This window comes from Caballeronia sordidicola (genome assembly GCF_002220365.1).
Taxonomy (GTDB): domain Bacteria; phylum Pseudomonadota; class Gammaproteobacteria; order Burkholderiales; family Burkholderiaceae; genus Caballeronia; species Caballeronia sordidicola_C.
On the sequence record NZ_MTHB01000191.1, the window covers coordinates 97,370 to 115,897 of the forward strand.

An 18,528-nucleotide genomic window follows, 5' to 3' on the forward strand; every position below is an offset into this window, starting at 1 on the left:
CAGGCAACGACTCTACTGATAGCGACGTGCGGCGTGGCTAGGACGCCGTACTGACGGAACTACTAAAACTGGGGCCCCCGAATGTATCAATACGATCAGATCGACCAGAAAATCGTCGACGAACGCGTCGCTCAATACAGCGACCAAGTGCGCCGTCGTTTGTCGGACGAGTTGAGCGAAGAAGAATTCCGGCCGCTGCGCCTGCAGAACGGTCTGTATTTGCAGCGCCACGCTTACATGCACCGCATCGCGATTCCGTATGGCAACTTGCGCAGCGACCAGATGCGCATGCTCGGCACCATCGCGCGTGAGCACGACCGCGGCTACGGCCACTTTTCTACGCGTACCAACATCCAGTTCAACTGGATCCAACTCGAAGAAACGCCGGAGATTTTGCGCAAGCTGGCATCGGTGCAAATGCATGGCATTCAAACATCAGGCAATTGCATCCGCAATATCACCGCCGATCAATTCGCCGGCGTGGCGCCCGATGAAATCGTCGACCCGCGTCCGTGGGCCGAAATCCTGCGGCAATGGTCGACTTTTCACCCCGAGTTCGCGTGGCTGCCGCGCAAGTTCAAGATCGCGGTGAACGGTTCGGTGGAAGATCGCGCAGCCGTGCAAGTGCACGATCTGGGCGTGTATCTGAAGAAGAACGCTGCCGGTGAAGTGGTCGCGAGCATTCTCGCGGGCGGCGGCCTGGGTCGTACGCCGATCGTCGGCGCGATCATCAAGGAAGATCTGCCCTGGCAGCATCTGTTGACGTACTGCGAAGCCGTGTTGCGTGTCTATAACCGCTACGGCCGTCGCGACAATATGTATAAGGCGCGGATCAAGATTCTCGTGAAGGCGCTGAGCCCCGCGAAGTTCGCGCAGCAAGTGGAAGAGGAGTGGGCGCATTTGAAGGACGGTCCTTCCACGCTCACGCAGGAAGAGCTCGAGCGCGTGTCGCAGTTCTTCGCACCGCCCGCGTATGAAAAGTTGCCGGATACAGATGCATCGTATGAAAAACATCTCATCGACAGCAAGCCGTTCGCGCGCTGGATCGAACGCAACGTGCGTCCGCACAAGGTGCCGGGTTATGCATCGGTGACGTTGTCGCTGAAGCCAACCGGCATTGCGCCGGGCGATGCAACGGACACACAGATGGAAGCAGTAGCCGATCTCGCCGATGAATTCTCGTTCGGTGAAATCCGCGTCTCGCACGAGCAGAACCTGATCCTCGCGAACGTGAAGAAGCGCGATCTGTTCACGGTGTGGGAACGCGCGAAGGCGCTGGGTTTCGCGACATCGAATATTGGTTTGCTGACTGACATCATTGCTTGCCCGGGCGGCGATTTCTGTTCGCTCGCGAATGCGAAGTCGATCCCGATTGCGCAAGCTATTCAAGAGCGTTTCAGCGATCTCGATTATGTGTACGACCTTGGCGACCTGACGCTCAACATCTCGGGTTGTATCAACGCGTGCGGTCATCATCACATCGGCAACATCGGTGTGCTGGGTGTCGATAAAGACGGCTCGGAGTGGTATCAGGTCACGCTTGGCGGCGAGCAAAGCTCGGGCGCAACGGGCGCGCATCTTGGCCGCGTGATCGGCCCGTCGTTCTCGGCGGAAGAGATGCCCGACGTGGTGTCGCAAGTGATCGATACGTTCGTCGAGAACCGCATTGAAGGCGAGCGTTTCATCGAGACGTATGGCCGTATCGGCATCGCACCGTTCAAGGAACGCGTGTATGCGTCGCGCCAGCCGGCGCATGCCTGATCTGCTACGTTGAGTCGCTAAGGAATAAGCACATGGCTTTGATAATCAAGAATCGCGAAGTTGTTGAAGACGACTGGACCGTGGTGCGTGCCGGTGAAGACGGCACGCTGCCCGCAGTCGATGCATTGTTGCCAGGGAAGGTGATCGTGCCGTTCACGTGGTGGAAAGAGCACAAGAGCGCGCTGAGCGCGGCGCACCAGAAAGAACCAATCGGCATCTGGCTCGCCCCGGACGATGAACCTGCGGAATTGGTCGAAGACTTCGACAAGATCGCGCTGATCGCCGTCGATTTCCCGAAGTTCAGCGATGGCCGTGGTTTCAGCATCGGCCGTTTGCTGCGCGAGCGGTATCACTGGACCGGTGAGTTGCGGGCTATCGGCGACGTGCTGCGCGATCAGTTGCGCTTTCACGCACGTTGCGGCTTTGACGCGTTCGCCGTACGCGCCGATAAAGACATTCACGACGCACTGAATGCGTTCGGTGAGTTGAGCATCCCGTACCAGGGCGCTGTGGACAATCCGGAACCGCTGTTCCGCCGTCGTGGCGCAGCCGCTGCCGGAGCGTCTGCATGAATGCCGAACTGCAAGCCAAAGTCGATCGCCTTGATGCGCTGCTCGATTCCATCGCGCAACGCCATGCGAACGTCAAGCTAGCCAGCAGCCTCGCCGCCGAAGATATGTTGCTCACGCACGCCATTCTTTCGCGCGGTGTAAAGATCGGCATTTTCTCGCTGAACACCGGTCGTCTGCATGCTGAAACACTGGGCATGATTGATCGCGTGAAAGAGCGCTATGGCTTCGACATCGAACAGTTTCATCCGCAGCCGCAGGCGGTTGAGGAGTATGTTCAGGATCATGGTCTGAACGCGTTCTACGAGAGTGTCGATCTGCGTAAAAGCTGTTGCGGCATTCGTAAGGTCGAACCGCTGAATCGCGCGCTGAAGGACGTCAGCGCGTGGGTCACGGGACAGCGCCGCGAGCAATCGGTAACACGCGCGGAGTTGCATGAAGAAGAGCACGACGCGCCGCGTGGCATCGCGAAGTTCAATCCGCTCGCGGACTGGACTGAAGCCGATGTCTGGGCTTATTTGAATGCCTTCGATGTCCCCGTCAACCCGCTGCATGCGCGCGGTTATCCAAGCATTGGTTGTGAGCCTTGCACGCGCGCCATCCGTGCGGGCGAAGATAGCCGGGCAGGACGCTGGTGGTGGGAATCGCGGGATACGAAGGAATGCGGTTTGCACATCACGAACATCAAGATTGTGGAAGACCGCAGCGCAGCGCCCAGCTCGGCGCTCTGAACGCATTGATATTGACGCATGACGCCACAAGCTGGGTGTCATGCAAAGCAACCAAGGAACGACGCATATGAGCAGCACGCTCGATTCAACAGTCAACGCTCCCATCGGGAATCACGGGATCCGGATGGACCACCTCGACTGGCTCGAAGCCGAGTCGATTCATATCCTGCGCGAACTTGTGGCCGAGTGCAGCAAGCCCGCGTTGCTGTTCTCCGGCGGCAAGGATTCTGTCGTCGTGCTGCATCTTGCGTTGAAGGCATTTGGCCTGGGCTCGGGTCGCAAGACCGTGCTGCCGTTCCCGCTGGTTCATATCGATACGGGTCATAACTTTAGCGAAGTGATCGACTTCCGCGATCGTCGTGCCGCTGAAATTGGTGCGCAACTCGTGGTCGGTCATGTCGAAGATTCGATCAAGAAAGGCACCGTGCGTCTGCGTCGCGAAACGGATTCGCGTAACGCTGCGCAGGCTGTGACGTTGCTCGAAACCATCGAGGAATACGGTTATACGGCGTTGATCGGTGGCGCGCGCCGCGATGAAGAAAAGGCTCGCGCGAAAGAGCGCATCTTTTCTTTCCGCGATGAATTCGGCCAGTGGGACCCGAAAGCGCAACGCCCGGAATTGTGGAGCATCTATAACGCGCGTCTGCATAACGGCGAACACTTGCGCGTGTTCCCGATTTCGAACTGGACCGAACTGGATATCTGGCAATACATCGGGCGCGAGAAGCTTGAATTGCCGTCCATCTACTATGCGCACGATCGCGAAATTATTCGCCGCAATGGCTTGCTCGTGCCGCTGACGCCGATCACACCGCTGCAGGAAGGCGAGGTGTCCGAAGTCGCGCAAGTGCGTTTTCGGACCGTCGGTGACATCAGCTGCACGTGCCCCGTCGCCAGCGATGCCGACGACGTCGAGAAGATCATCGCGGAAACGGCCGTGACGGAAATCACGGAACGCGGCGCCACGCGCATGGACGATCAAGCCTCCGAAGCTGCGATGGAAACCCGCAAGAAACAAGGTTATTTCTAAGCATCACGCCGCAAACAAGGAACAGGGAAACATCATGAGCATTCATCAACCCGAAGACCTCGGCGTGTTGCGTTTCATCACGGCAGGCAGTGTCGACGACGGCAAAAGCACGCTGATCGGCCGCCTGCTGTTCGATAGCAAGGCGGTGTTGTCGGATCAGTTGTCGGCGTTGTCGCGGGCGAAGAACAAGCGCACCGTTGGGGATGAAATCGATTTGTCGCTGCTGACCGATGGCCTTGAAGCCGAGCGCGAGCAGGGCATCACGATCGACGTGGCATACCGTTATTTTGCAACGGCGAAGCGCAAGTTCATCATCGCCGATACCCCCGGCCACGAGCAGTACACACGCAACATGGTGACGGGCGCTTCGACGGCGCATGCCGCGATCATTCTCGTCGACGCCACGCGTGTGACGTTGCAGGATGGCGTTGCGCAATTGCTGCCGCAGACCGTGCGCCATAGCGCGATCGTGAAGTTGCTTGGGCTGCAGCACGTGATTGTCGCGATCAACAAGATGGATTTGATTGAGTTCAGCGAGACGCGCTTCAACGAGATCCGCGACGCGTACGTTGAACTCGCGCGCCGGCTTGGAATTGCCGATGTGCGCTTCGTGCCGGTGTCGGCGCTCAAGGGCGACAACATCGTGAGCGCGAGCGAGCGCATGCCCTGGTATGCCGGCGAACCGTTGCTCGATCTGCTTGAAGCGCTGCCGGTTGCGCAGCCTGTTGATCAGGCGCTGCGTTTCCCAGTGCAATGGGTTGCGCGTCAGGACGGCAGTCAGGCCGACGATTTCCGCGGCTACATGGGCCGGGTGGAATCGGGTGAAGTGAAACTGGGCGACACGATCACCGTGCTGCCGGCCAATCGCGATGCAACCGTTGCCGAGATCATCGCGCCGGTTCCTGGCGGCGTGGCGCAGGTGGATCGCGCGTTCGCGGGCCAGACGGTGACCATTCGCCTGGCGGAAGATGTCGACGTCTCGCGTGGCGATACGTTCGTGCCGCGCAACACAAGCGGCGTCAAGATCGAGCCGGCGAAGAAGCTGGACGCGGACCTGTGCTGGTTCGATGAAGAGCCGCTCTCGCCGCAGCGCAAGTACTTGCTCAAGCAGACCACTAACACGGTGTTCGCGCGGATCGGCGCGATCAAGGAAGTGCTCGACGTACATACGTTGCTGCACTCGGTGGACCGCCATAACCTGGCGATGAACGACATCGGCCGCGTGGCACTGACGCTGCAAAAGCCGATCGTCTGCGATGCGTACGATACGCATCAGGGCACGGGCGCGTTTGTTCTTATCGATGAAGCGACGCATCACACGGTCGCGGCCGGGATGATCCGCGCGTATTCAGCCTGAGTATTGATTATGGGTAAGGTGTATTTGATCGGCGCGGGGCCGGGTGCTGCGGACCTGATCACGGTTCGCGGCGCGAAGTTGTTGAGCCAGGCACAGGTCGTTCTGCATGACGCGCTGATCGAGCCGGCCATGCTGGACTACGCGCTGGACGCGCGCAAGATCGCGGTGGGCAAGCGCTGTGGACAACGTTCGACGGCCCAGCATTTCATCAACAAGCAGATCGTCGATGCCGCTCGTGAACATGACGTCGTCGTGCGTCTGAAGGGCGGCGACCCCATGCTGTTCGGCCGCGCCGACGAAGAAATGCGCGCACTGGAAGCGGCGGGTATTGAATACGAAGTGGTGCCGGGGATCACGGCCGCGCTGGCAAGCGCCGCGACGTTGAAGCGCTCGCTGACCTTGCGCGGGGTATCGCGCAGTGTTGCACTGGCGACGTATAGCCGTGCCCCTGACAGCGATGAAATCCGCGAGCAGGCAAGCGCGGACTCGCTCGTGTTCTACATGGGTCGCGACAGCGCGCCGGAGATTGCGCAGCAACTGATCGATGCCGGGCGGCTAGCGTCGACGCCGGTTGCTATCGTCGAGGCTTGCAGTACACCGCGTGAACGTTCGCTGACGCTGACGCTGGGCGAAATGGCGATTGGTGATGCGCAGGATTGGCTCGATGCGTCGCAGCCGAGTTTGCTGATGATCGGTGAGGCGTTTGCGGAGCGGCGGTTGTCGGAATCGGTCCGGAGCGTGGAAGCGGCGTTGCAGGTCGCAGCCTGATTGAGGCCGAAGGCGACGCGGCGAAATCGCGCCGCCTGCGCGCGAGTTCTTCGGCTCGACGCCGCTCGTGATTTGTCGTTTGAAAAGCCCCGTAGGTCATTGACCCACGGGGCTTTTTTACACCCGTGCCGATTTCCCGATGCCTGCGCAATGACATTCTCCAATGCCTTGTTCGGCAAGCGTTGAAGATCTAGGCTTTTTCCACTTCACGCAAACCAATGGTCTGCGGCTTGCGGAACGCAGAGCAGATCTTGTCGCACTCGGTCTTGGGAACGCCAAACTCCTCGAAGTAAGTTCGCCACTCCCTCACAACAGCCGACAGATGCTGGATGATTTCAACGGCTGCGTGTTTGAGCAGACCGAATCGGCCCGCCGCGGAGAGGGCATTGTCGAGCGTCGCCAGCCGGCCCATTGCTGGACCTACTCCCAGTACGAGGAAGCGCTCGGAGCCGACCTGCGGCTTCGGCACGACGTCGTAAAGGTCGCTCAGGCGCCAGCCCTTGTTTGCTCCGTCCCACACGAACGCATGATTGCGAAGATGGTCATCGTCGTTGGTCACGAGGATGTTGAAGACCATTCGCTTGAACAACTCGACCTTGTCCGCCGCAACAAAGCCCGTGGCGCCACGTTCACCGATCAGGTCCGCCAGGTCCGTGTAATTGGCCGACGCGGTATCGCTTTCGTGCATCTTGAGCATGGTCAGCGCGCTCACGACGTGGCGTTTGCCGAATACACCCCCGGGCAACGGCACGCGGTCAAATCGTTCGATCAGCATCACATCCCGCCCGTCGGCCAAGTGAATGGGCTTGGTTGCAGGAACCCGCATACCGCATTCGCGGGCGAGTTCAAGCGTTGCGCGCTCCACGACAGGAACGTTAAAACCGTCCCGGGCGACGGGAAATTTGGCGACCCATTGCCGTCCATCGTCCAGCAGCACGGCTTTGGGCCGCGCGCCGCCGAAAGTTGCGCCAACGCTAAAGAGTAATTGCAGCTTTTTCGGTACCGGCTTGCCGTCCTGGATCATGGCTGCTGCGTCGAGCAGATAGGATAACTCTCTTGCATCTGGCAACTTGCCGGGTTCTGCAGGTGCGGTGAGGGAGTCCCTGAAATCCAGCGCGCCAGTCCGGTGCGGGCCGGCATGAGCCAGATACTCAGTCTCGGGCAAACCGTCGGGCGCCGCCCTCAACATATTCTCAATCACGCGCCGTCCCCAGGAATCCGGGGCCGCATCACGAATTGCGCCAAACAGCGCCAGCCCCGCAGGCGGCTGAAATACGGTTTCTTTGGACTTCTTCGCCTCGTCCAGAGGCATGCTGACCGGGTCCACGGCGGCGGAGTTTGCACGCTGCAGGTACTTGTTGCCGTAGACGAAGGTCGACCCGACGGGCTTGATACCTTCTTCGAGTAGTTCGAGCTTACCGGCAGGGACCGCCTCGGCTGCGCCTTCGAGGGCGATGAAGACGTATTTGCTCCATGTGGTTGTATTAAAAATCATACTCGCCAGTCTTCGAAGCGGTTTTGCGTGGACGCACACGAGAATCCGTCTTGCGCCGCGCTTCGCCGATCACGTCGTTTTGCGGATTCGCGAGCGGCTGGAGCAATCCGAGGAGGCCGGCACGTTCGAACGCGTGCAGCCACGACGAGAAACTGACCGAAACGTCGCCATTTTCTATGCGTATCAGGGTGCTCGGGCTAATGTTGGCTCGTTCGGAAAAATCCTTTCGGGTCATGTTGCGTGCGATCCGGGCGGCTGCGACCGCGCGTCCCAGCCCCGTGGCCTGAAGCTTAAGTTCTGGGGAAGAAAAATCCTTGTTGTTGCGCTTCATTTTGTCGTATCTGACATATAAACCCACTTAATTGGTCAGTATAGACAAAATATGGAGATCATCAATATTTTGTTTTGACTAGATTGGTCATATCTGAACAAATAAGTGGCTTAATTAATCAGATATGACTATTTTTGATTGATCGGAAGGCGTTTGATTGATGATCTGTCCGCAAAAGCCGTTTGCCAAAGCTCACCCCGGCGGCCATCTTCGGCGCGCAGGCGCAGTGGCGTCGGCCAAGAAAATCCTTCAGAGAAAACAATGCCCCGGAAGTCCATGACTCGCGGGGCATTGTGGAAAACGGTCGTGCTTTCGTCAGCACGTTGGCGAGAGGCTATAAACCTACTCAATCTGCCGAACGCAATATTGCGCGACCGCATCCAGCACTGAGTCGTCTTCACCAACCGCTGTTGCGCATTGGATGGTCAGCGATGGAAACATCAGGCGGCATCGATCAAGCAACTCAGGCAAGTCGCGCCGTATATGGCCACCCTGACCGAAGAACACGGGCACGACAGTGAGCGCATCACACCCATCTGCCGCCAGGCGTTCGATAGCCGTGGGTAAATCGGGGGTCATCAGTTCAAGAAACGCAAGCGATACGGGGGCGCTGCGCATTGCGCGCAGCTTGGTGGCGAGCCGTTCAAAAGGCTCAGCCCAGCGTGGATCGCGTGCGCCGTGGCCGAACAAGATCATGCCGTGCTTGCTCATCGCGTTCTCCGCTGTTTTAAAGCCCAGATACTCAAAGGCCGATACTCAAAGCCCTAATGCCGGTCCACCCACCGCAACCCGATCAAGCCGACGATCAGGTACGCCAGCGCCGGCGCTGCCGCCGTCAATGGCGCGGGCCAAGTGTTCAGCGTACCAATGTGTGAAAACAGCGTGTTGACCAGCTGGAAGCTCATGCCGATCATGATGCCGCCGAACACCTTCACACCGACCACGCCGGCGCGCGTATGCAGGTACGCGAACGGCAGCGACAGCACCAGCATCACGAGCACCGCGAGCGGATACAGGATCTTGCGCCAGAACGCGATCTGATACCGCTGCGTGTCCTGATGATTTTCTGTCAAATGCTGGATGTAGCTGAACAGGTTGAACATCGACATCCGGTCCGGCGACACCAGCAGCACCGACAAAATCTGCGGCGTGAGTTCAGAGCGCAGCGAATACTCGGGCAGGGTGATCTGTTTCGCGCGATACACGGGATTCAGCGCGTCTCCGGGATTCACGGTTTGCGGCGGCGCGTCGATCAGTTCAGTGTCCGTTACGTCGGTAAGCTTCCAGTGGCCCGGAGGCTGGAACACGCCACTTTTAGCGATCCGCACGTTCGTCAACCGGAACAGCGAATCGAATTCGTAGATGCGCACGTTCGCAATGGTCGTATCCGGATTCAGCGTGCCCACGTTCACAAAGCGCGTGACCTGTTCGCCATCCGCGCGCGCGGTCAGCGTGTCTTTCACCCAGACGCCTGATTCGAAGTTCATGGACACCGACGACCCCAGCGCCTCGAGCCGCACTTTCTCGGAGAGCTGGTCGGAGTAGGGGCCGACCACTTCGCCGATTACATACGTGAGCAACACCATGGGTATGCCGATCTTGAGCAGCGAGCGCAGCGCCTTGCCGGTGGACAATCCTGACACGCGGAAAATGGTGAACTCGGAGGCGGCGGCCATTTGTGCGAACACGTAGATGGCCGCGATCAGCGCGGCAACCGGGATGATTTCGTAGAAGCGCGAGGGCGTCTGCAAGGCCACGCGCAGCACGGCGAGCCCGAACTTGTAGTTGCCATGCCCGACGGTGTTCAGCTCATTGATCAGGTCAAAGAAGAAGAACAGGCCCGAGAACGCAAACAAGATGAAGATGAACGCGAGATAGATCTGACGCGCGAAATACCGTTCGTAAATGCGCATTGCGTCAGGCCCCTTTCGAGCGGGTGAGCGCCGACAGCTTGAACAGCGGGCGATTGCGTATGCGCATCCAGAAGATGAACGCGACCATGACCGAAACGATTATGTGCAGCCCCACCAGCCCGACAACAAACGACACCCGGCCTTGCTCGATCCACGACTGAACCACGTTCAGCAGGTTGGAATACGTCAGATAGATCAGCACTGCCATCACGAGATTGATTGTGCGACTGCGTCGCGGGTTCTGGTAAGAGAGCGGAATGGCAAGCAGCATCAGGTTGATCGCGATCAGCGGCAGACCCGCGCGCCACGCGATTTCGGCAAGGTTGTCGCGCGTGGGATTGGCCAGCAATTCATTCGTGTACATGCCGGTCGTAGTCGGCGTGTTCACGAATTGCTGACTTTGAATTTTCACGCCGTAGCGCTCGAATTCCATGATCCGAAAGTTCGGCTGGCCTGGAATGCCGTCATAGCGCCTGCCGTTTTCCAGCACCACGAAACGGTCCCCATTGGCATGCGTTTCAGTATGGCCGTTCTTCGATACCACCACGTTGACCTTGCCGCCCTCCGTGCTCGTCACGAACACGTTCTGCACGTGTCCCTGATCCGGCGACATTTTCTCGATAAAAAACACGCGGTGGCTGGTTTGCGATTCACGGAACTGGCCAGGTGCGAGCAGCGAGACTTCGTCGCGTTGCTGGAATCGAGCCTTGATGAGCTTGCTCTGCAAATTCGACCAGGGCCAGACGACGAACGCAAAAAATACGATGGCGATGATGATGGGCGTAGAGAAGAGCGCGACCGGTTTGATCAGCGCCGTCTGGCTGACGCCTGATGCGAGCCACACCACCATCTCCGAGTCGCGATACCAGCGCGTCAGCACGAAGAGGATGGACACGAACAGGGTCACGATCATGATCACGGCGAGATAGCCGATCACGGTAAGGCCGATCAGCACGACGACGTCGCGCGGATCGACTTGCCCCGATGCTGCAAAGCCGACGATGCGGATCATCATCGTGGTGAGCATGATCGTGAGCAGAACCATGAATACGGCACCGGCCGTATACGCGAGTTCACGCTGAAGGGAGCGTTCGAAGATCATTGATTGTCAGGTGGAAACCGGCGACGACAAGGCGGTTGGATTATGTGCGGTCCGCGTTTGGATCCGCGTTTGGATCCGAGTTTGGACCACACGCCATGACAAACGTGCCGATTGAACGAGTCGAACGAGTCGAACGAGTCATGAGCGAGTCATTCAATCCGGGTATCGCAGCTCGCGACCGCCTCGGAAAAAAATAGCGGATAATTGCGGCTTTCATCCTTCAGCCCAGATTTTATCCGAGGATAAGCGCGATGGACTTTAGCATAAAAGCCTGTGATTGGAGCAAAGGCTCGGCAAATGGTTTCCTTAACGGGAAGGCCGATGTAGTGGTGCTCGGAGTGTTCGAAGCGCAGACGTTGACGGGCGCAGCCCGCGAGATGGATTTGGTGACCAAGGGACTGCTCACGCGCACGGTGAAAGCCGGCGACATGAGCGGCAAAGCCGGTTCCACGCTGATGCTGACCGAAGTGACGGGGATTGGCGCGTCACGGATTTTGCTGGTCGGCCTCGGCAAGCAGGACGCTTTCAATCAGAAGGCTTACACAGAAGCCGCACGCGCCGCATGGCGTGCGCTGCTTGCCACGAAGATCGCGAACGTGGCGTTCACGCTCGCTCAGCTGCCGGTGCCCGAGCGCACCAGCGACTGGGGCGTGCGCTCTGCCATTCTTGCGCTGCGCGAGTTGACCTACAAGTTCACGCAGATGAAAAGCAAGCCGGAAAACGGCGATCGCGCGCTGAAGAAAGTGGTGTTCAGCATCGAAGCCGCCGACGAAAAAGCCGCGAAGCTTGCGGTCAAACACGCCACGGCGCTCGCCAACGGCATGGACCTGACGCGCGACCTCGGCAACTTGCCGCCGAACGTCTGCACGCCCACGTATCTTGGCCATACCGCGAAAAAGCTGGGCAAGGAATTCAAGCTGAAGGTGGAAGTACTCGGCCAGAAGCAGATCGAAGCGCTGGGCATGGGTTCGTTCCTGTCGGTCGCGAAAGGCTCGATCGAACCGCCTGCGTTCATCGTGATGCATCACCAAGGCGCGGGCGCGAAGGCCGCTCCCGTCGTGCTGGTTGGCAAGGGCATCACGTTCGACACCGGCGGCATTTCCATCAAGCCGGGCGAAGGCATGGACGAGATGAAGTACGACATGCTCGGGGCCGGTTCCGTGTTCGGCACAATGCGCGCCATCGCGGAAATGGGGTTGAAGCTCAACGTGATCGGTGTGGTTCCGACCTGCGAGAACATGCCGGCCGGTAACGCGGTGAAGCCGGGTGACATTGTGACGTCGATGTCCGGCACGACTATTGAAGTGTTGAACACGGACGCGGAAGGCCGCCTGATTCTCTGCGACGCGCTGACCTACGTGGAACGCTTCAAACCCGCTGCAGTCATCGATATCGCCACGCTCACGGGTGCATGCGTGGTGGCGCTTGGCCATCACAACACAGCTTTGTTCTCGAAGGACGATGCGCTGGCGGGCGAGTTGCTGGATGCATCGAAGGAAGCCATCGATCCGACCTGGCGCATGCCGCTCGACGACGAGTACCAGGACCTGCTGAAGTCGAATTTCGCCGATGTCGCGAATATTGGCGGCCGGCCGGGCGGCGCGATTACCGCGGCGTGTTTTCTGTCACGGTTCGCGCAGAACTACCCGTGGGCTCACCTCGACATCGCGGGTACGGCGTGGAAAAGCGGCGCGGCAAAGGGCGCAACCGGTCGTCCGGTGCCTTTGCTCACGCAGTTCCTGGTCGATCGCGCGGGCCAATGAGCGTGATTGAACGAAGCGCAAGCGGGGAGGCGCGGGTATGACGCGTATCGATTTCCATTCGAATGTGGGGGATTCGATCGCGTACGCCTGCCGCCTTGCGCGCAAGGCTTACCTGAGCGGCCAGCCGTTGATCGTGCTGGCCGAACCCGAGCGGTTGAAACGGTTCGACGAGCAATTGTGGACGTTCAAGCCGCTCGAGTTCGTGCCGCATTGCATGGCGGACAGCGCGCTGGCGGCTGACACGCCGGTGTTGCTGACGGCGTCGCTGGAATCGCTGTTGCAGGATCAGCGGCATCAGATCCTGCTGAACCTCGGCGCAACAGTGCCGCCGCAGTTCGCGCGGTTTGAACGCCTGCTGGAAGTGGTCGGCAACGAGGAGCAGGAACTCGTGGCTGGGCGCGACCGGTATCGTTTCTATCGCGATCGGGGCTATGTGCTCAACAACTACAAGCAGGGCGACTGAGCGCACCGCTCAGTCGCAGTGTGCGGCGGCCACGCGGTATGATCGCAAAAACGCCCGCCGTTAGCCCGCAGTCGGCCCGCCCATCGGGTCGCCATCAGGTTGCCAACAGCCTGCCATCAAGAAAGAGACGGAGTCCACTCGTGCCCATCACCACCGCGCCCGATATGGCTGAAACACCCGAAAACTTCGATTCCTCCATTCCCGTGCTGACCGATGTCATCGCACCGGGCCGGCCGGAGCGCGCCCGTGTTGCGCCGCGTGCGCCGGAGCCGGTGTTGTCGCCGGCGGCTGTGCCATCGCACGAAGAGCTTGCGCACGGCGCAGATCGCGACGCCGATGTGATCGCAGACAGGCTGCGCGGGCGCTTCACTCACTTTTTGACGGGCGATGGCCGGGAGTTGATCGAGGAACGCTGCAGGGAGTCGTTGCAGGAGCATTCAACCTGGCTGGTCAGCCAGATTACGCGGGAGGTTGCGTTGGCGCTGGAAACCGAACTGACGCAATGGGTGCGCGAGGCGGTAGCGGACGAACTGGAACGGCGAGGGCGCCAGTAAAAAGGGTTTTCGGGGCAATTCCAGCGGCCGGAGCCGAGCCCGATCGGGCGCAGCGGCAAACCGGCACTAATCCAGCATTTAATCGGGCATTATTTAATCGGGCATTAAATCCCTGCCGGCGCCGGCAGAACCTGAAACGGTCCACCGGCGCGCGTGAAGAACAGCTGGCAATTAACCGGTTACCGCGCCTTTGTTGGCCGGCAACGCGAGCGCAGCATACTTGGCCAGCACGCCACGCGTATAACGCGGCGCGGGCTGCGTCCACTCCCCGCGACGGCGCTCGATCTCGGCGTCATCCACGTTCAGTTGCAACAGCAACTTGTGGGCGTCGATGGTGATCGAATCCCCTTCCTTGATGAGCGCGATCGTGCCGCCCATATAGGCTTCCGGGGCAACGTGACCCACCACCATGCCCCACGTGCCGCCGGAAAAGCGGCCATCGGTAATCAGGCCCACCGATTCACCCAGCCCCTGGCCGATGATTGCGGAAGTGGGCGCCAGCATTTCCGGCATGCCCGGACCGCCCTTCGGGCCGAGATAGCGCAACACCACGATATCGCCCGCCTTGATCTGCCCCGCGACAATCGCGGTCATCGCGCTTTGCTCGTCTTCGAACACGCGTGCCGGGCCGGTAATGACCGGGTTCTTCAGGCCGGTGATCTTCGCGACCGCGCCGTCCGGCGCCAGGTTGCCCTTCAGGATGGCAAGGTGGCCTTCGTCGTAGAGCGCCTTGTTGATCGGGAAAATCACGTCCTGATCTGCGCGCGGCTTCGACGGCACGTCCTTCAGTTCTTCGGCAATGGTCTTGCCCGTGATCGTGATGCAATCGCCGTGCAACATGCCTGCGTCGAGCAAGATCTTCAGCACTTGCGGAATACCGCCGGCCTTGTGCAGATCGGTCGCCACGTACTGGCCCGACGGCTTCAGGTTGCAGATCACCGGCACTTTCTTGCGCATGCGCTCGAAGTCGTCGATGCTCCATTCCACTTCCGCTGCATGGGCGATAGCCAGGTAGTGCAGCACGGCATTGGTTGAGCCGCCGGTCGCCATGATCAGCGCAACCGCATTTTCGATCGATTTCTTCGTGATGATGTCGCGCGGCTTGAGACCGGCCTTGACCGCTTCGACCAGCACACGCGCCGATTCCGCCGCGGAGGTGACCTTTTCTTCGTCGGGGTTTGCCATGGTCGATGAATACATCAGCGACATGCCGAGCGCCTCGAACGACGAGCTCATGGTGTTGGCCGTGTACATGCCGCCGCACGAACCGCTCGACGGGCAGGCGTTTTTCTCGATGCCGTCGAAATCTTCCTTCGACATCCGCCCAGCCGAGAATTCCCCCACGGCTTCGAACGACGACACGATGGTCAGGTCCACGCCCTTCCAGTTGCCCGGACGGATCGTGCCGCCGTACACGTAGATGCCCGGCACGTTCATGCGCGCGAGGCCGATCATGCCGCCCGGCATGTTCTTGTCGCAGCCGCCGATCACGACCACGCCGTCCATCCACTGGCCTTGCACGGCCGTTTCGATACAGTCGGCGATCACTTCGCGCGACACGAGCGAGTACTTCATGCCTTCGGTGCCCATCGACATGCCGTCCGAGATGGTCGGCGTGCCGAAGGTTTGCGGATTTGCATCCGATTTACGAATCGATTCGACGGCTGCGTCCGCCAGCTTTTGCAGGCCGGAATTGCACGGCGTGATGGTGGAATGAGCGTTGGCGATGCCGATCATCGGCTTGTCGAAGTCTTCTTCCTTGTAGCCAAGGGCGTAATACATCGAGCGATTCGGGGAACGCGCGATGCCTTGCGTGATGTTTTTCGAGCGGCGATTGAAGGCCATGTGGGGGCTCCTTGAGGATTTTTTTGTCTGGTCGCGAAAGGATGAAGCTTGTGCGAACGCGTGTCCAATATATTATTCAGGGTCTACTAAGTCGCGGAACATATCAGTGGAAACGCGGAACATCGAACTCAGATTGTTGCGGTATTTTGTGACGGTTGCGGAAGAAATGCACTTCGGACGGGCCGCAGGGCGGCTCGCAATGACGCAGCCGCCTTTGTCGCAGGCCATCCGGGCGCTGGAAGACATGCTTGGCGTGGCGCTGTTCGTGCGGACGAAGCGTTCTGTGGAGTTGACGCCGGTGGGGAAGGATCTGCTGCCGGAAGTGCGGCGCCTGCTCGCCGGCGCAGATGCGTTAAGACCGCTCGCCCAGTCGCTTGCGCGGGGCGAGGCGGGTGTTCTGTCCCTTGCGTTCGTTTCCACCGCCGATTACGGCCTCCTGCCGCTGCTGCTGCGTGATTTTGGCGCCCGCTACCCGGGCGTCCGCCTGCAGCTCGTGGAAGCGACCAGTGACGTCCAGGTGGAAGAACTGGTGGCCGGCCGCATAGATGCCGGTCTCGTCATTCCCCCGCTGCTGCCGCGCCACGCCGTCGCGTTGTCGTATTTGCCAATCGCACGCGAGCCGTTGGTCATCGCCATGTCGAGTGATGCCGCGGCTGAGCTCGGGCAGGGCGCGCAAGAGTGGTCGCAGACGCCTGTCAGCCTTCACCAACTCGCCGATGCCCCGCTCGTCGTCTTTCCGCGGCGTCTCGCGCCCGGTTTCTATGACATCATCATGGGTTGCTACGGCGCGGCTGGCCTGATGCCGCGGGTCGGGCAAGAGGCCATTCAGATGCAAACCATTGTCAGCCTGGTATCGGCTGGAATGGGTGTCGCGCTCGTGCCGCAGTCGCTGCGTCATCTGCGCAGGACCGGAGTGGTGTATCGTCCGTTGCTCGAATCCGGACCGGTGGTTGAGACCGGGCTCGTGTGGCGCGCGGCGGAGGTCAGCCCGGTGCTCGCCGGTTTTATCGATATAGTGCGCACTCATGCGGCTACCGTGCCAGCGTTGCCGTGACCCCAACACGTAAATAGAAACATGCTCATTCACCCCAATTTCGATCCCATCGCGCTTCATCTCGGTCCGCTCGCTGTGCGCTGGTATGGCCTCATGTACCTGCTGGCGTTTATCCAGTGCATCGTCATCGGCCGTTTGCGGCTGCGCTTACCGTACGTCGCAGCGCAAGGGTGGACCACGAAGGATATCGACGACATCCTGTTCTACGGTGTGCTCGGCACCATCCTGGGCGGCCGGCTTGGCTATGTGGTGTTCTACAAGTCGAGTTTCTACTTCGCGAATCCGCTCGATATCTTCAAGGTCTGGGAAGGTGGCATGTCCTTCCATGGCGGCATGATCGGCGTGACGATCGCGATGGTGGTGTTCGCGTGGCAAAGAAAGCGGACCTGGCTGCAAGTCACCGATTTCGTCGCGCCGCTGGTCCCGCTCGGGCTTGCGGCCGGCCGATTCGGCAACTTCATCAATGGCGAGTTGTGGGGCCGCGTGACCAATCCGAACGCGCCATGGGCCATGCTGTTCCAGAACGCATCACCCGATGACGCCATCTGGCTGCGCGCCCATCCGCAGCAAGCCGCACGGTGGCATTTGAACGAGATCTTCGAGCAATACCAGATGCTGCCGCGTCATCCGTCGCAGTTGTACGAGATCGCTCTTGAAGGGTTCGCGCTGTTTATCGTGATGTGGCTGATGTCGCGCAAGCAGAGGCCGGTGGGCGCCATTTCGGCAGTGTTTCTGATTGGTTATGGCCTTGCGCGCTTCACGGTCGAGTTCGCGCGTGAACCCGATGATTATCTGGGTCTGCTGGCGATGAACCTGTCGATGGGTCAGTGGCTTTCGCTGCCCATGATCATTGGCGGAATTGGCCTGCTGATCTGGACGTATCGACGTGGGCGCGCAGTGCCTTCAGAGTCCGCGAAGCTCTCCTGAACGAGAGATCAGTCTTTGCAAATGTCATGAAAAAGCCTCGCACGCAGCGAGGCTTTTTTGTATCGCGGGACTTGAACCGAATGAAGGCCTAGCGGTTCATCTGTACCGAACCCGACACATTCACGGTCACCGTCGAGGTGCCCCCTTCCAGCGCCATGGGTGCCGACATCTTTGCATCCGCGCTCATGTTGCGCGCGGCCATCATCATGACCGGGCGCGGCGACGACCCGTTATGGCCGATGTTCACCTCGCGGATCGCATAACCGCTATAGCCGAATGCCTGGGCCGAACTCTGTGCCTGCTGCTTGAACGAAGCAATAGCCTGCGTCGACAGTTTCTGTTCGGCCGCGCGCTGCGCTTCCGGCGAGAGCGAGAACGTCACGCTGCCCACTTGCATTGAATCGCTCATCTTGCCTGCCAGCTTGGACGCAGCGGCGAAGTCCTTGGACTCCAGCACGACTTCCGTGCGGCCGCGCCATGCGGAGATGCGGCCATCACGATCCGTGGACGGATAGACGGTGAACGAACCACTGTGCGCGGTGACGTTATCGACACCCTTCGCCTGGCGCAGCGCGGCATCCGCGCGTTGATTGAGCACCGACGTCAACGAGGCTGGGTCTTGCGCTTCCTGCTCATAGAACAGCGTGATGTCGACCACGTCCTGCGGCACGTCCGCGCTGGCCTGTGCCGCGAGCGACAACACGCCGGACGGCTGGGCCTGAACGACGCTTTGCGCAAAAGCGCCTTGTGCCATGGCAGCGCCTGCAAGCAGCACAACGGCTACCAGTGCGGAAGTGGTGTTTTTCTTTGTCATCGTCTAACTCCGTAAGCATGAGTGCGCGTCATGTGACGCGAAGCTTAGGCG

General features: G+C 59.9%; 18 protein-coding genes. 11 read left to right on the forward strand and 7 right to left on the reverse strand.

Features of this window, described 5'->3' with window-relative positions; all coding sequences use genetic code 11:
- Positions 1-81: 81 nt before the first annotated feature.
- The 6 genes from BSU04_RS27275 (at position 82) to cobA (ending at position 6,216) form a co-directional block, all read left to right on the forward strand.
- Complete coding sequence (locus tag BSU04_RS27275) at positions 82-1,761, forward strand: nitrite/sulfite reductase (protein WP_089163483.1); 1,680 nt, start codon at positions 82-84, stop codon at positions 1,759-1,761.
- A 32-nt stretch (positions 1,762-1,793) separates the two neighbouring features.
- Positions 1,794-2,333 (forward strand): DUF934 domain-containing protein, encoded by a 540-nt coding sequence (locus BSU04_RS27280; RefSeq protein ID WP_089163484.1) that lies wholly within the window; start codon positions 1,794-1,796, stop codon positions 2,331-2,333.
- Positions 2,330-3,061, forward strand: a complete 732-nt coding sequence (locus tag BSU04_RS27285) for a phosphoadenylyl-sulfate reductase (protein ID WP_089163485.1) — start codon at positions 2,330-2,332, stop codon at positions 3,059-3,061. The genes BSU04_RS27280 and BSU04_RS27285 overlap by 4 nt, the downstream gene beginning before the upstream one ends.
- Before the next feature lie 67 nt (positions 3,062-3,128).
- On the forward strand, positions 3,129-4,091 hold the full coding sequence (gene cysD / locus BSU04_RS27290) for a sulfate adenylyltransferase subunit CysD (RefSeq protein WP_089163486.1): 963 nt from the start codon (positions 3,129-3,131) through the stop codon (positions 4,089-4,091).
- Positions 4,092-4,122: 31 nt separating this feature from the next.
- A complete protein-coding gene (locus BSU04_RS27295) occupies positions 4,123-5,448 on the forward strand; it encodes a sulfate adenylyltransferase subunit 1 (protein WP_179258460.1) in 1,326 nt (441 codons plus the stop codon).
- A gap of 9 nt (positions 5,449-5,457) precedes the next feature.
- Positions 5,458-6,216 (forward strand): uroporphyrinogen-III C-methyltransferase, encoded by a 759-nt coding sequence (cobA, locus tag BSU04_RS27300; RefSeq protein WP_089163488.1) that lies wholly within the window; start codon positions 5,458-5,460, stop codon positions 6,214-6,216.
- 190 nt (positions 6,217-6,406) lie between these two features.
- Here cobA and BSU04_RS27305 read toward each other — a convergent pair whose 3' ends face one another.
- The 5 genes from BSU04_RS27305 to lptF form a co-directional block, all read right to left on the reverse strand.
- On the reverse strand, positions 6,407-7,711 hold the full coding sequence (locus tag BSU04_RS27305) for a type II toxin-antitoxin system HipA family toxin (protein ID WP_089163489.1): 1,305 nt from the start codon (positions 7,709-7,711) through the stop codon (positions 6,407-6,409).
- Positions 7,701-8,042 carry a helix-turn-helix domain-containing protein gene (locus BSU04_RS27310; protein WP_089163490.1) on the reverse strand — a complete coding sequence of 114 codons (342 nt, stop codon included), beginning with the start codon at positions 8,040-8,042 and terminating at the stop codon, positions 7,701-7,703. The genes BSU04_RS27305 and BSU04_RS27310 overlap by 11 nt, the downstream gene beginning before the upstream one ends.
- A gap of 342 nt (positions 8,043-8,384) precedes the next feature.
- A complete protein-coding gene (locus BSU04_RS27315) occupies positions 8,385-8,753 on the reverse strand; it encodes a sirohydrochlorin chelatase (protein ID WP_089163491.1) in 369 nt (122 codons plus the stop codon).
- Between the two features lie 53 nt (positions 8,754-8,806).
- Positions 8,807-9,955: an LPS export ABC transporter permease LptG gene (lptG, locus tag BSU04_RS27320; RefSeq protein WP_089163492.1), complete on the reverse strand. Its 1,149-nt coding sequence runs from the start codon at positions 9,953-9,955 to the stop codon at positions 8,807-8,809.
- A gap of 4 nt (positions 9,956-9,959) precedes the next feature.
- Entirely contained in the window at positions 9,960-11,057 is a 1,098-nt protein-coding gene (gene lptF, locus BSU04_RS27325; RefSeq protein ID WP_089163493.1) for an LPS export ABC transporter permease LptF, read from the reverse strand.
- Between the two features lie 251 nt (positions 11,058-11,308).
- On the opposite strand from lptF, the gene BSU04_RS27330 reads away from it, so the two are divergent.
- The 3 genes from BSU04_RS27330 (at position 11,309) to BSU04_RS27340 (ending at position 13,837) form a co-directional block, all read left to right on the forward strand.
- The gene (locus BSU04_RS27330; protein ID WP_089163494.1) at positions 11,309-12,820 is read left to right on the forward strand and encodes a leucyl aminopeptidase; all 1,512 of its coding nucleotides are present in this window, start codon (positions 11,309-11,311) and stop codon (positions 12,818-12,820) included.
- A gap of 37 nt (positions 12,821-12,857) precedes the next feature.
- Positions 12,858-13,283: a DNA polymerase III subunit chi gene (locus BSU04_RS27335; protein ID WP_089163495.1), complete on the forward strand. Its 426-nt coding sequence runs from the start codon at positions 12,858-12,860 to the stop codon at positions 13,281-13,283.
- A 140-nt stretch (positions 13,284-13,423) separates the two neighbouring features.
- Complete coding sequence (locus tag BSU04_RS27340; RefSeq protein ID WP_373452877.1) at positions 13,424-13,837, forward strand: DUF2486 family protein; 414 nt, start codon at positions 13,424-13,426, stop codon at positions 13,835-13,837.
- A gap of 171 nt (positions 13,838-14,008) precedes the next feature.
- Here BSU04_RS27340 and ilvD read toward each other — a convergent pair whose 3' ends face one another.
- On the reverse strand, positions 14,009-15,682 hold the full coding sequence (gene ilvD / locus BSU04_RS27345) for a dihydroxy-acid dehydratase (RefSeq protein ID WP_089163496.1): 1,674 nt from the start codon (positions 15,680-15,682) through the stop codon (positions 14,009-14,011).
- Between the two features lie 106 nt (positions 15,683-15,788).
- Between ilvD and BSU04_RS27350 the strand changes: the two genes are divergently transcribed.
- Positions 15,789-16,736, forward strand: a complete 948-nt coding sequence (locus BSU04_RS27350) for a LysR family transcriptional regulator (RefSeq protein ID WP_256983320.1) — start codon at positions 15,789-15,791, stop codon at positions 16,734-16,736.
- Positions 16,737-16,757: 21 nt separating this feature from the next.
- On the forward strand, positions 16,758-17,663 hold the full coding sequence (lgt, locus tag BSU04_RS27355) for a prolipoprotein diacylglyceryl transferase (RefSeq protein WP_089163498.1): 906 nt from the start codon (positions 16,758-16,760) through the stop codon (positions 17,661-17,663).
- Between the two features lie 88 nt (positions 17,664-17,751).
- Here lgt and BSU04_RS27360 read toward each other — a convergent pair whose 3' ends face one another.
- Positions 17,752-18,477 (reverse strand): SIMPL domain-containing protein, encoded by a 726-nt coding sequence (locus tag BSU04_RS27360; RefSeq protein ID WP_089163499.1) that lies wholly within the window; start codon positions 18,475-18,477, stop codon positions 17,752-17,754.
- Between the last annotated feature and the right edge of the window lie 51 nt (positions 18,478-18,528).

Excerpts from the sequence above, each read along its gene's own strand:
- BSU04_RS27275 (WP_089163483.1), top strand. The coding sequence starts at position 82 with ATGTATCAATACGATCAGATCGACCAGAAAATCGTCGACGAACGCGTC.
- BSU04_RS27280 (WP_089163484.1), top strand. The coding sequence starts at position 1,794 with ATGGCTTTGATAATCAAGAATCGCGAAGTTGTTGAAGACGACTGGACC.
- BSU04_RS27285 (WP_089163485.1), top strand. The coding sequence starts at position 2,330 with ATGAATGCCGAACTGCAAGCCAAAGTCGATCGCCTTGATGCGCTGCTC.
- cysD (WP_089163486.1), top strand. The coding sequence starts at position 3,129 with ATGAGCAGCACGCTCGATTCAACAGTCAACGCTCCCATCGGGAATCAC.
- cobA (WP_089163488.1), top strand. The coding sequence starts at position 5,458 with ATGGGTAAGGTGTATTTGATCGGCGCGGGGCCGGGTGCTGCGGACCTG.
- BSU04_RS27305 (WP_089163489.1), bottom strand. The coding sequence starts at position 7,711 with ATGATTTTTAATACAACCACATGGAGCAAATACGTCTTCATCGCCCTC.
- BSU04_RS27310 (WP_089163490.1), bottom strand. The coding sequence starts at position 8,042 with ATGAAGCGCAACAACAAGGATTTTTCTTCCCCAGAACTTAAGCTTCAG.
- BSU04_RS27315 (WP_089163491.1), bottom strand. The coding sequence starts at position 8,753 with ATGAGCAAGCACGGCATGATCTTGTTCGGCCACGGCGCACGCGATCCA.
- lptG (WP_089163492.1), bottom strand. The coding sequence starts at position 9,955 with ATGCGCATTTACGAACGGTATTTCGCGCGTCAGATCTATCTCGCGTTC.
- lptF (WP_089163493.1), bottom strand. The coding sequence starts at position 11,057 with ATGATCTTCGAACGCTCCCTTCAGCGTGAACTCGCGTATACGGCCGGT.
- BSU04_RS27330 (WP_089163494.1), top strand. The coding sequence starts at position 11,309 with ATGGACTTTAGCATAAAAGCCTGTGATTGGAGCAAAGGCTCGGCAAAT.
- BSU04_RS27335 (WP_089163495.1), top strand. The coding sequence starts at position 12,858 with ATGACGCGTATCGATTTCCATTCGAATGTGGGGGATTCGATCGCGTAC.
- ilvD (WP_089163496.1), bottom strand. The coding sequence starts at position 15,682 with ATGGCCTTCAATCGCCGCTCGAAAAACATCACGCAAGGCATCGCGCGT.
- lgt (WP_089163498.1), top strand. The coding sequence starts at position 16,758 with ATGCTCATTCACCCCAATTTCGATCCCATCGCGCTTCATCTCGGTCCG.
- BSU04_RS27360 (WP_089163499.1), bottom strand. The coding sequence starts at position 18,477 with ATGACAAAGAAAAACACCACTTCCGCACTGGTAGCCGTTGTGCTGCTT.